Origin of the sequence: Streptomyces sp. NPDC048606 (genome assembly GCF_040650855.1) — a bacterium.
Lineage (GTDB): Bacteria > Actinomycetota > Actinomycetes > Streptomycetales > Streptomycetaceae > Streptomyces.
Genome location: NZ_JBEZIB010000018.1, coordinates 72025 through 83695, shown reverse-complemented (window position 1 = coordinate 83695; position 11671 = coordinate 72025). Strand labels below are relative to the sequence as shown.

Below are 11671 nucleotides of genomic sequence, written 5' to 3'. Positions count from 1 at the left end.
TCAGGCTCCGGAGGTTTATCCGGGGAAATGAAAAAGGCCCTGCTCAGCAGGGCCTTGAAAAAGATCGGAAGATACGACGCACCCGTGCGCGGCGGCCCCGGGGGCGGCTCGCTCCGGGCGGGGCGCTCGCCGTCCGTCGCGCGGGGGCGGAGCGACGGCGCGCCGGCCCGTGGGGCCGGAGCGGCTAGGAAAGGTCCACGTGGCCGGAGATCGGCCAGCTCATGCGGATCGTCCCGCCCGCTTCCCCGGTGGTGACGGCGACGTCGTCGACGAGGCCGCTGATGACGGCGAGACCCATCTCGTCCTCGCCGTCGATGTCCGGGTCGAGGACGGCCGCGATGCCGGGCACGGTGGCGGACGCACCGCCGGCCGGTCCGGGCACCTCGTCGCCGACCTCGATGGAGAACGACTTCTCCTCCTCGGTCAGCACGACCCGGACGGGCGCGGTCAGCCCGTTGCTGCGGTGCAGTCCGACGGCACGCGAGCAGGCCTCACCGACGGCGAGGCGGACCTCGTCGAGGACGGCCTCCTCCACACCCGCCCTGCGCGCCACGGCGGCCGCGACGAGGCGGGCCGTCCTGACGTGTTCGGGCTGGGCGCTGAAGCGCAGTTCAACGGTGGCCATGTGCGTCCCCCTCGGACTACGGGCGTGCCTTGACAGGGGTCCGGACCGAACACGGCCCGCGACCCCCGTTCCTCGTCGGCGCCGGCGACCGCCGGGGAGGCGGCCGCCGGAAGCCGTCAGTCGGTGGCGTTGACGGCGTCGTCCACACTCGTGTGGATCGGGAACACCTTGGTCAGACCGGTGATGCGGAAGATCTTCAGGATGCGCTCCTGGTTGCAGACCAGACGCAGCGAGCCCTCGTGCGCGCGAACGCGCTTGAGGCCTCCCACGAGCACACCGAGGCCGGTGGAGTCGAGGAAGTCCACTCGCTCCATGTCGACAACCAGGTGGTAGCTGCCGTCGTTCACCAACTCCACCAACTGCTCGCGCAGCTTGGGCGCGGTATACACATCAATCTCGCCACCGACCTCTACGACCGTGCGGTCGCCGACAGTGCGAGTCGACAGGGACAGGTCCACGGATCCTCCAGCACCTTGCTATCGAGCGGCGCCCCCCAGGGGCCTCCCCACCCGAAGGTAAGGGGAGGGATCGGCTGCCGCGATGGCATTCAATCACTTACCGGCAGGCGCGCACGACGCCTTGGGCCCATTGTCCCGCACGCCGGTGACACACTCGGTTCCAATGGCCAACACTCACGGCCCCGGTCCGGCCACGGCACCGGAGCACCCTCGACCCACCCCCGGCACGGTTCTGGACCGTCTGTCACGGGGGCCTTCCCGGGCTGCGCGCATCACCCATACGGAGCACTTGCCCCCTCGGGCGGGTCGTCATGCAGTGTGGCCGGACCGCATTCGAACGGATGTCGTGGTGGCGATCCAGGCCGCCGGCATCGAACATCCGTGGGAGCACCAGGTCACGGCCGCCGAGCACGCCCTCGACCGCGAATCCGTGGTGATCGCCACGGGAACCGCCTCCGGGAAGTCCCTGGCCTACCTCGCGCCCGTGCTCTCCGCCCTCGTGGACGGGGCGGGGGCGCCCAACGGGCGCGGGGCGACCGCCCTCTACCTGGCCCCCACCAAGGCTCTGGCCGCCGACCAGCGGCGGGCCGTGCGGGAACTGGCCGAGCCCCTGGGGAACGCCGTACGCCCGGCCGTGTACGACGGCGACACCCCCTTCGAGGAGCGGGAATGGGTGCGCCAGTACGCCAACCTGGTGCTGACCAACCCCGACATGCTGCACCGGGGGATCCTGCCCTCCCACCCGCGCTGGGCCTCCTTCCTGAAGGCATTGCGGTACGTCGTCGTGGACGAGTGCCACACCTACCGGGGGGTCTTCGGCTCGCACGTCGCCCAGGTCCTGCGCCGGCTGCGGCGCCTGTGCGCCCGCTACGGCTCCGAACCGGTCTTCCTGCTGGCCTCCGCCACCGCCAGTGACCCGGCGGCCGCCGCGTCCCGGCTGACGGGCGTGCCGGTCGTGGAGGTCGCCGACGACGCCTCCCCGCGCGGCGAGGTGGTCTTCGCCCTCTGGGAGCCGCCGCTGACCGACCTGAAGGGCGAGAAGGGCGCCCCCGTACGCCGCACGGCCACCGCGGAGACCGCCGACCTGCTGACCGACCTGGTCGTCCAGGGCGTCCGCACCGTGGCCTTCGTACGGTCGCGGCGCGGCGCGGAACTGATCGCCGTGATCGCGCAGGAGCGGCTCGCGGAGGTCGACCGGTCCCTGCCCCGGCGGGTCGCCGCCTACCGGGGCGGATACCTGCCCGAGGAGCGGCGCGCCCTGGAGCGGGCCCTGCACTCCGGGGACCTGCTCGGACTCGCCGCCACCACGGCCCTGGAGCTGGGCGTGGACGTCTCCGGGCTGGACGCCGTACTGATCACCGGGTACCCGGGCACGCGGGCCTCCCTGTGGCAGCAGGCGGGCCGCGCCGGCCGCTCGGGGCAGGGCGCCCTCGCGGTGCTGGTGGCCCGTGACGACCCCCTCGACACCTACCTGGTCCACCACCCCGAGGCCCTGTTCCGGCGGCCCGTGGAGGCCACCGTGCTGGACCCGGACAACCCGTACGTCCTGGCCCCGCACCTGTGCGCCGCCGCGGCCGAGCTGCCGCTGACCGAGGCCGACCTGGACCTCTTCGGCCCGGCCGCGCACGGCCTCCTGCCGCAGCTGGAGGCGGCGAAACTGCTGCGCCGGCGGACCGCGGCCTGGCACTGGACCCGCCGCGAGCGGGCCTGCGACCTCGCCGACATCCGGGGCGGCGGGGGCCGCCCCGTGCAGATCGTGGAGGCCGCGACCGGCCGGCTGCTGGGCACGGTCGACGAGGCCGCCTCCCACTCCGCCGTCCACGACGGGGCCGTCCACCTGCACCAGGGCCGCACCTACCTGGTGAAGCACCTGGACCTGGAGGACTCCGTGGCGCTGGTCGAGGAGTCCTCCCCGCCCTTCTCCACCACCGCCCGCGACACCACCTCCATCGCGATCCTGGAGACCGAGACCGAGATCCCCTGGGGCTCGGCCCGGCTCTGCTACGGCTCCGTCGAGGTCACCAACCAGGTCGTCTCCTACCTCCGGCGGAAACTGATCACCGGAGAGGTGCTCGGCGAGGCCAAACTGGACCTCCCCCCGCGCACCCTGCGCACCCGGGCCGTGTGGTGGACGGTCACCGAGGACCAGCTCGACGAGGCCAGGATCACACCGGAGATCCTCGGCGGCGCCCTCCACGCCGCCGAACACGCCTCGATCGGGCTGCTGCCGCTGTTCGCGACCTGCGACCGCTGGGACATCGGCGGGGTCTCCGTCCCCCTGCACCCGGACACCCTCCTGCCGACGGTGTTCGTCTACGACGGCCACCCGGGCGGCGCCGGCTTCGCCGAGCGGGCCTTCCACACGGCCCGGGCCTGGCTGACGGCCACCCGGGACGCCATCGCCGCCTGCGAGTGCGAGGCCGGCTGCCCGTCCTGCATCCAGTCCCCCAAGTGCGGCAACGGCAACGACCCCCTGCACAAACGCGGCGCCGTCCGCCTCCTCACCCGCCTCCTGGCCGACCCGCCGACCACCCCGCCCCCGACCCCCTGACCACCCACCCGGAGCCCGTCAGGGCGGACCCGCCGGACCGGGCACCCCCGAACGGGAACCGACCGAGCCGGCGCCCGGGACGGCGGAACCGACCGGGGCCCGCGGAGACCGACCCGACCGGGACGGGCCCACGGGGGCGGGAGCGACGGGGACCGGGACCGCGGAGGGGGCCGCCCCGGACCGGGCCGGTCGGGTGAGAGTCGGTCGGGTGAGGGTCGGTCGGGTGAGGGCCGGTGGCGGCTCCGGCACGAGGGGCGGGCCCGCCCGGGCCCGGACGGTCGGGGCGAAGGGACCCGCCCGGACCCGGGCCGAGACCTCGACGACCTCGCCCCCGACCCGGCACCCGACCACCACCGCCCCCTGCGCCCCGGCGACCCGCGAGGCCGCCGCACAGGCCGGCTCGGGGCCGCGGGCCCAGGTCAGCGCCGCCGCGAGGGCCGCCAGGTCGGCCGCCGCGCCCGCCCGGTGCCGCGCGACGACGGCCTGCCCCAGCAGCAGCACGCCCCCGAAAACGGCCCCCAGCACGGTCACCGCCACCGTGGCCCACACCGTCGCCGATCCCCGGTCCCGGCTCACGGCGGCGCCCCCGCCCCGTCGGCTCCCACGCTGTCCTCCGCCAGGGCCGCCGCCCCCGCCCCGAGCCGGACGGGCAGTCCCCGCGGCCCCGGCGCCGGCGCGGACACCCGGACCCGCCACAGGTCCCCCGTACGCTCCACCTCCACCTCCGCGCCCGGCGGTGCGGCCGAGGCGGCCACCCGTACCGCCGCCTCCACCGGTTCCGACCGGGCCACGGCCCGCGCGCCCGCCCGGGCCGCGTCCACGCACCGGATCTGCGCGGCGGCGGCCATCAACGCCCACACCAGCAGCGCCGCGAACAACACCAGTGCCGGAATGACCACGGCCGCCTCCGCCGTCACATATCCGCGGTCCCCGGAGATCGGCGACTTCCGCTCAGAAGGGCACATCGAGCGCCTTCCCGATGGTCGACTGGAGCGCCGCCGAAACCACGTCGCTCGTCACCACCTTGTACAGAACGGCGGCGAACGCACAGGCCGCGATCGTGCCCATGGCGTATTCCGAAGTGGACATTCCCGCATCAGCCCGCCGACCGCTCAGCAGGGCGCGCAGCCGATTCCGGACGATCCTCATGACAACCTCCTGTGAGATTACGTTCTTGATGTGATGTCGGTTTGTGATCCCTACCGATCGGCGGATACGTCCGGACGGATCTTCGCCGGCTTCCGCACCCCGTTCCCCCCGCCGTTCCGTTCGCCCTTTCCACCCCTCTCCCCACTCCGATTCGGTCACGTCGCCTTTCCGTCGGCCCGTCAGCCGCCCTTCACTCGCCCTTCAGCAGCCCGGAGGCCATCCCGATCACCACCGGGGCCACTCCCACCGCGAGGAACGCGGGGAGGAAGCACAGCCCGACCGGAGCGGTCACGAGCACCGCCGCCCGCCCCGCGCTCGCGGACGCCTGACGGGCGCGCTCCGCCCGCAGGGCCGCCGCCAGGCGGGACACCGGTTCCGCGGCCGGCGCACCGCTGCGCGCGGCCCGCTCCAGGCACTCCGCCAGCTCCCGGGCACCGGGGAGCCGCGCCAACCTCCCCCAGGCCTCGCCCGGTTCGCCGCCGAGGCGCACCTCGGCGCCGGCGAGCGCCAGGCGCTCCCCCACCGGGCCGCCCAGGGACTCCCCCACGACCTCGGCCGCCTCCACCGGCCCGGCCCCGGCCGCCAGGCAGGCGGCGAGCAGGTCCGCGGCGTAGGGCAACTGCCCCTCCGCCTCGCGGTGGTCGACCGCGGCGGCGGGCCGCGACCGGGCGAGGAAGCGTCGTACGAGGAACGCCGCCCCGCATCCCGCCAGGACCCCCACCACCCCGCCGACCAGCACCCAGCCCGCGATCAGCGCCCCGACCGGCGCGGCCCACCCGCGGAGCGCCGCCCGGTGCCGGAGCCCCGGGGCGGGCCGCTTCGGGACCGGAGCCGAGGGGAACAGGCCCGCGAGCCTGCGCCGCCTCGCCCGGCGCCCCAGCCCGGCCGCCACCGCCCACACCGGGCACCACAACGCCGCCGCGAGGCACAGCGCCGTCCCCACCCTGTGGATCGTCATGGCCGTCACCGCTCCCCCGTCCGGACGATCCGGCGGCACCACAGCAGCCCGAGCGCCTCCAGCACCCCGCCCGCCAGCAGGCAGCCCCACCCGACGGGCGTGTGCAGCAGCACCCGCAGCGGGTCCGCCCCGAGCCCGGTGCCGATCAGCAGGCCCACCAGCGGCAGCAGGGCGAGGACCACCGTCGTGGAGCGGGCTCCGGCCAACTGGGCCCGCAGGGAATCCCGGCGGTCCCGCTCGGCCCGCAGCGCGCCCTCCAGCCGGTCCAGGCCGGCTGCCAGACCCGCGCCCCCGTCCACCGAGACCCGCCAGCAGGCGGCCATCGCGGCCAGCCCCTCGGCCCCCGGCTCCCTGGACGCCTGGCGCAGCGCCTCGGCGACCTCTCCGCCGAAGGCGGCCGCGGCCAGGACTCCCGTCTCGGCCGGGCCGAGGCCGCCGGGCCCGGCGGCGGCGCGCCGCACGGCCACGGTCAGGGCCCGGCCGGGCTGGGCACCCGCCCGCAACTCGCCGACCACCGCCCCGCACAGCGCCACCACCGCGGCGGCCCGCCCGGCGCGCTCCCGCTCCCTGCGCCGGGCGTGGAGCCCGCCCCGGACCAGAGGGACGGCGGCGGCTCCCAGCAGCAACGGGATCGGGGAACCGCCGGCCACGGCGACCACCAACCCGACACCGAGGGCGGCCCACTCCGGCCACCGCGCGGCCCGGACCCGCAGGGCCGCCACGAGCCGCGGCCCGAGCGGGGGAGGGCCGCCCTCCAGGGGCCCGGCGCCCACGAGGACCACCCGGACCCGGCGGGAGGGGCCCCCTCCCCCCGCGAAGGTCCAGGCCGCCGCCCCCGCGCACAGCACCCCGGCGACCACCGGCACCGACCCGAGGGACCCCGCGCTCACCGGACACCGCCCAGCAGCGGCCCGAGCCGGGCCCAGCCCCGCTCGCGCACGAATCCGCGGGCGCCCCAGCACAGCGCGGGTACGGTCACCACCAGCCCGGCCGGGTCCCGGTCCAGGACGTGCACCTCGGCGACCCGGCGCCGGCCGGCCCGGTCCCGGACCAGGTGCACCACCAGGTCCAGCGCGGCCGCCAACTGGCTGTGCAGGGCGGCCCGGTCGAGTCCGGCCGCGGTGCCGAGCGCCTCCAGTCGGGCCGGTACGTGCGCTGCGGCATTGGCGTGCACGGTGCCGCAGCCCCCTTCGTGACCGGTGTTCAGGGCGGCCAGGAGGTCCGCGACTTCGGGCCCGCGCACCTCACCGACCACCAGCCGGTCCGGCCTCATCCGCAGGGCCTGGCGGACCAGGTCGGCCAGGGTGACCAGGCCGGCGCCCTCCTGGTTCGCGGGCCGGGTCTCCAACCGCACCACGTGCGGATGGTCGGGGCGCAGCTCCGCCGAGTCCTCGGCCAGCACGATCCGTTCCCCGGGCCCGACGAGCCCCAACAGCGCGCTGAGGAGGGTGGTCTTGCCCGTCCCGGTGCCGCCGGAGACGAGGAAGGACAGCCGGGCCTCGACCATGTCGCGCAGGAGCCTTTGCCCACCCGGAGGGAGGGTTCCGGCGGCGACCAGCTCGTCCAGGGTGAAGGCCTTGGGCCGCACCACCCGCAGGGACAGGCACGCGGACCCGACGGCGACGGGCGGGAGCACGGCGTGCAGCCGGGTGCCGTCCGGCAGGCGCGCGTCCACCCAGGGCCTGGCGTCGTCCAGGCGCCGCCCGGCGACGGCGGCCAGCCGCTGGGCCAGCCTGCGCACGGCCTCGGCGTCGGCGAAGGTCACGGCGGTGAGTTCCAGTCCCCCGCCCCGGTCCACCCACACCCGGTCGGGGGCGGCCACGAGGACGTCGGTGACCTCGGGGTCGCCGAGCAGCGGTTCCAGCGGGCCCGCGCCGACCAGTTCGGACCGCAGTTGCGCGGCCACCCCGAGGACCTCGGCGTCACCGAGGAGTCGGCCCTGTTCGCGCAGCGCGGCCGCGACCCGGGCCGGGGTCGGCTCGGCTCCGCTCTCGGCGAGCCGCCGACGCACCGCGTCCAGCAGCAGCGCGCTCATGCCGACACCCCCCGGTCGGGGCCGAGGGCCCGCTGCCAGAAGCCGTCACAGAACCGGGCCAGCGCGCCCCGGGCGCCCGGGGGTTCCCCTTCCGCCACCCTCCCGGGCAGCCCCACCTCGACGGGCACCTGACCGGCCAGCGGCGCCCCGAGCAGCCGGGCCACCGCCTCCGGGTCGAGGCCGTCGCGGCAGCGGCCCCGTACGACGACGCGGACGTCGTGGGCCACCGGGCGGACCCCGGCGGCGACCCTGCCCGCGGCGGCCACCGACCGCAGTTCGCCCGGCACCACCATCAGGACGAGGTCCAGCTGGGCCACCATCTCGGCCACGGCCTCGTCGATCCGGCGGGGGAGGTCGACCACGACGACCCCTCCGCGTCGGCGGGCGGCGGCCACGACCGACCTCGTCGCGGCGGGCGGCACCACCACCCGCTCGCCCCGGTCCCAGCTCAGCACGCGCAGCGCGTGCAGTTCGGGCAGGGACTCCTCCAGGGCCCGGGCGGCGACCCTGCCGCGCGAGGCGGCGAAGTCCGGCCAGCGCGAGCCTTCCGCGCCCTCGCCGCCGAGCAGGACATCCACGCCTCCGCCCAGGGGGTCGCCGTCGACGAGGACGGTGCGCCGGCCGGCGCGGGCGGCGCGCAGGGCGAGGGCGCAGGCGAGGGTCGAGGCCCCCGCCCCGCCGCTGCCGCCGATCACCCCGACGGAGAGGGCGGGGCGGCCGGCGCCCTCCACCACGTCGGCGATGCGGTCGACGAGGCGGTTCTCGGCTTCGGGCAGGCGCAGCACCTCCTCGGCGCCGATCTCCACGGCGCGCTGCCAGATCCCGGGGTCGTCGAGGTCCCGGCCGACGAGGAGGACCCCGTCCCTGCGGGGCGCGCCGCCCACCCGGCGGGCGGCGTCGTACCCGACGAGGACGAGGGGAGCCGACTCCCAGCCGACGCCCCCGATGCCACCGACGCCCCCGATGCCCCCGGCTCCGCTTTGCTCGGGCACCGCGTGGTGCACATGCGCTTCGGCGCCCGCCGCGGCGCACAGGCGCAACAGGTCGTCCAACAGCAGCGGGTCCTCGGTGATGATCAGCGGCCGCCCGCCGGCGGGGGCGATCCCGCCCGTACGGCCCGCCACCCCGCTCGCGCCCTCCACCACGGGCGCCGGCGCTTCACACGACTTCGATCCGGTCACGGTCTCCGCCCCCTTCTCACAACAAATCCACGAACCGCGGACTTCGCGGCCGGAATCACCGTGGACCGTTCCGGAAAAAGAAGTGGATCTTGCTCCAAAACTGTGGACGGGAACGTCGTTGTGAATAACTCCGCCACCCCATCAGGTGAGTTCCGGAGCGCTCCGGAACAACTACGCAGAGTGACGAGTTTGGGAAGTGAAGGCCTACGCCGGGTGGGCCGAACGAGAGTGGAGGGCCGCAGGAATGATCACTGAAGGCCGGGCATCGAGGACGCGAACCGCGTCCGGACATGCGACGACCCCCGCCGGGGGGGAGAGCGGGGGTCGTCCCCACGGTCCGACTCGGGGGGGGAGGAGCCAGACCGGGTTAGCACGGTCGCGAACGATCCGTGACTTCCATGGTGTACCCGAGAGCCTTCTCAGGCAAACCCACGCGCCACACCTTACGCCGAATGGTGGGCGCATATGCTCGGGTCGTGGAAAATCAGCCCTTGCCGCACTCCTTGCCTCGGACCGCAGCCTTCTTCGACCTGGACAAGACGGTCATTGCGAAGTCCAGCACTCTGACGTTCAGCAAGTCCTTCTACCAGGGTGGCCTGATCAACCGGCGGGCCGTGCTGCGCACCGCCTACACGCAGTTCATCTTCCTGGCCGGCGGCGCCGACCACGACCAGATGGAGCGGATGCGGGAGTACCTGTCCGCCCTCTGCAAGGGGTGGAACGTGCAGCAGGTCCGGGAGATCGTCGCGGAAGCCCTGCACGACCTGATCGACCCGATCATCTACGACGAGGCCGCGTCGCTCATCGAGGCCCACCACACCGCCGGGCGTGACGTGGTCATCGTGTCGACCTCCGGCGCCGAAGTCGTCGAGCCCATCGGCGAGATGCTCGGCGCGGACCGGGTCGTCGCCACCCGCATGGTGGTCGGCGACGACGGCTGCTTCACCGGCGAGATCGAGTACTACGCCTACGGACCCACGAAGGCGGAGGCCGTGCGCGAACTGGCCCGCTCCGAGGGGTACGACCTCGCGCGGTGCTACGCGTACAGCGACTCGATCACCGACGTGCCGATGCTGGAGGCGGTCGGACATCCGCACGCGGTCAACCCCGACCGGGCGCTGCGCCGCGAGGCCGTCGCCCGCGAGTGGCCGGTGCTGGTGTTCGACAAGCCGGTGCGACTGAAGCAGCGGCTGCCCGGCCTGTCCATGACGGCGCGCCCCGCGCTGGTCGCCGCCGTCGCGGTCGGCGCGGCCGCCGCCACCGCAGGACTGGTCTGGTACGCCAGCCGCCGCCGGTCCGGCCTCGCCGGCGTCTCCGCCTGACCCGCCCCGACCCCGTAGCCCACCCCCGCGGTCGGGTGCCCCGCGTCGCCCGGGAGCACCCGGCCCCCGTCGGCGGCATGCCCGATCTGGGCAGATATGGGCTGTCCGGATCGCCCCGTCTCGTCCGGGAAAGTAAAGATCTACGGCCAGGGGTTTCGCTCCACCCGGAAGCGGAGTACAAAGGAGTCAACGGCCCGCGAGACCAAAGAACATCCGAGAGGATCATCTTTAAAACGCAGTAAGGCCCACGGACCGAAGCATGAACGCCGAGCACCCACGCGACGTCGACCCGTCGATTACGGGCCAGCCGCACCAGGTAACCGGGCAAAGCTCCCGACCTGATGGGCAACTATCGAGGACGCTTGGTAACTGGGCGCGAATGCCAGCGGCGACACCAGAGCGGTACGGGTGTCGCCGCAACCCGTGTCCGGGACCCGCGGCTCGCCGGCCGAGGCCGACGTGCGACGCACGGCACCCGGCGCACGCCCCGCCGACCGCCCCCCTACGCCGCGCCGCGCTGGAGCGCCTCGCAGACCGCGGTCGACTCCCGCACCCCCAGCTCGATGGCCCGACCGCAGTGCGCGATCCACGCCGCCATGCCCTCCGGGGTGCCGGAGACGTATCCCTCGAAGGCCTCCAGGTAGGCCCGCTCCCCCTGCTCCGCGTGACCCACCTCCGCCGGGCAGATCGCCTTCGGGTCGAGACCGCTGTTGATGAGCACGATCCGCTCGGCGGCCCGCGCGACCAGGCCGTTGTACGAGCCGAACGGCCGCAACGCCAGCAGCTCCCCGTGCACCACCGCTCCCGTGATCAGGGCCGGACCGGATCCGCCCGCGATGATCAGCCGGGACAGGCCGTCGAGCCGACCCGCGACCTCGTCGGCACTCGGCAACGGCAGCCCGACCAGGGGCTCGTCCACCGGCTCGCCCGCCAGGCGCGGCCGGCCCACCACGTCACCGGCCTCCGTCGAACCGCACGCCACCAGGTGCAGCCGCGCGAGGACCCGCAGCGGCGACTGGCGCCAGATGCTCAGCAGCTGACCGGCCTCCGCCGTCAGCCGCAGCGCGGCGCCCACCGTGCGGGCCTCGACCTCCGCGCCGAAGTCGGTGCGGCGCCGCACCTCTTCGAGCGCCCAGTCGGCCCCCGACAGGGCCGCGCTCCCGCGGGCACCGCGCAGCGCGGCCTCTGAGGCGATCTCCCCGCTGCGTCGGCGCATGACGCGGTGCCCGTAGACCCGGTCCACCGCCTTGCGTACGGAATCCACGGACTCGGCGACGCCCGGGAGTGCGCCCAGGGGCGCCAGGGGGTCAGAAGCGCTACTCATAGGTAGGGAGCCTAATCACTGCCCACCCATAGCACCGACCCCTCCTTGGAGTGGTCTTCTTCACTCAC

General features: G+C 74.9%; 12 protein-coding genes. 2 read left to right on the top strand and 10 right to left on the bottom strand.

Annotation, left to right across the window (positions count from 1 at the left end; genetic code table 11):
- Positions 1 to 184: 184 nt before the first annotated feature.
- Both AB0D01_RS20595 and bldG read right to left on the bottom strand, forming a co-directional pair.
- Positions 185 to 625: an ATP-binding protein gene (locus tag AB0D01_RS20595; RefSeq protein ID WP_363057211.1), complete on the bottom strand. Its 441-nt coding sequence runs from the start codon at positions 623 to 625 to the stop codon at positions 185 to 187.
- Between the two features lie 116 nt (positions 626 to 741).
- On the bottom strand, positions 742 to 1083 hold the full coding sequence (bldG, locus tag AB0D01_RS20590; RefSeq protein WP_042812494.1) for an anti-sigma factor antagonist BldG: 342 nt from the start codon (positions 1081 to 1083) through the stop codon (positions 742 to 744).
- A gap of 82 nt (positions 1084 to 1165) precedes the next feature.
- On the opposite strand from bldG, the gene AB0D01_RS20585 reads away from it, so the two are divergent.
- A complete protein-coding gene (locus AB0D01_RS20585) occupies positions 1166 to 3634 on the top strand; it encodes a DEAD/DEAH box helicase (RefSeq protein WP_363057209.1) in 2469 nt (822 codons plus the stop codon).
- Positions 3635 to 3652: 18 nt separating this feature from the next.
- On the opposite strand, the gene AB0D01_RS20580 is transcribed toward AB0D01_RS20585, so the two are convergent.
- The 7 genes from AB0D01_RS20580 to ssd all read right to left on the bottom strand — a co-directional run bounded on the left by AB0D01_RS20580 (position 3653) and on the right by ssd (position 8918).
- Positions 3653 to 4210 carry an Rv3654c family TadE-like protein gene (locus AB0D01_RS20580; RefSeq protein WP_363057207.1) on the bottom strand — a complete coding sequence of 186 codons (558 nt, stop codon included), beginning with the start codon at positions 4208 to 4210 and terminating at the stop codon, positions 3653 to 3655.
- Positions 4207 to 4599, bottom strand: coding sequence for a TadE family type IV pilus minor pilin (locus tag AB0D01_RS20575; RefSeq protein ID WP_363057205.1), 393 nt, complete (start codon positions 4597 to 4599; stop codon positions 4207 to 4209). The genes AB0D01_RS20580 and AB0D01_RS20575 overlap by 4 nt, the downstream gene beginning before the upstream one ends.
- Positions 4586 to 4783 (bottom strand): DUF4244 domain-containing protein, encoded by a 198-nt coding sequence (locus tag AB0D01_RS20570; RefSeq protein ID WP_363057203.1) that lies wholly within the window; start codon positions 4781 to 4783, stop codon positions 4586 to 4588. The genes AB0D01_RS20575 and AB0D01_RS20570 overlap by 14 nt, the downstream gene beginning before the upstream one ends.
- Positions 4784 to 4973: 190 nt before the next feature.
- Entirely contained in the window at positions 4974 to 5741 is a 768-nt protein-coding gene (locus AB0D01_RS20565; RefSeq protein WP_363057201.1) for a type II secretion system F family protein, read from the bottom strand.
- Between the two features lie 5 nt (positions 5742 to 5746).
- Positions 5747 to 6631, bottom strand: coding sequence for a type II secretion system F family protein (locus AB0D01_RS20560; RefSeq protein WP_363057199.1), 885 nt, complete (start codon positions 6629 to 6631; stop codon positions 5747 to 5749).
- Entirely contained in the window at positions 6628 to 7776 is a 1149-nt protein-coding gene (locus AB0D01_RS20555; protein WP_363057197.1) for a TadA family conjugal transfer-associated ATPase, read from the bottom strand. Before AB0D01_RS20555 ends, AB0D01_RS20560 begins: the two co-directional genes overlap by 4 nt.
- Positions 7773 to 8918 carry a septum site-determining protein Ssd gene (gene ssd / locus AB0D01_RS20550; protein ID WP_363057372.1) on the bottom strand — a complete coding sequence of 382 codons (1146 nt, stop codon included), beginning with the start codon at positions 8916 to 8918 and terminating at the stop codon, positions 7773 to 7775. The genes AB0D01_RS20555 and ssd overlap by 4 nt, the downstream gene beginning before the upstream one ends.
- Before the next feature lie 491 nt (positions 8919 to 9409).
- On the opposite strand from ssd, the gene AB0D01_RS20545 reads away from it, so the two are divergent.
- Positions 9410 to 10279 (top strand): HAD-IB family hydrolase, encoded by an 870-nt coding sequence (locus tag AB0D01_RS20545; RefSeq protein ID WP_363057195.1) that lies wholly within the window; start codon positions 9410 to 9412, stop codon positions 10277 to 10279.
- A 502-nt stretch (positions 10280 to 10781) separates the two neighbouring features.
- Here the strand turns inward: AB0D01_RS20545 and AB0D01_RS20540 are convergent.
- Positions 10782 to 11603 carry an oxidoreductase gene (locus AB0D01_RS20540; RefSeq protein ID WP_363057193.1) on the bottom strand — a complete coding sequence of 274 codons (822 nt, stop codon included), beginning with the start codon at positions 11601 to 11603 and terminating at the stop codon, positions 10782 to 10784.
- Positions 11604 to 11671 lie beyond the last annotated feature (68 nt).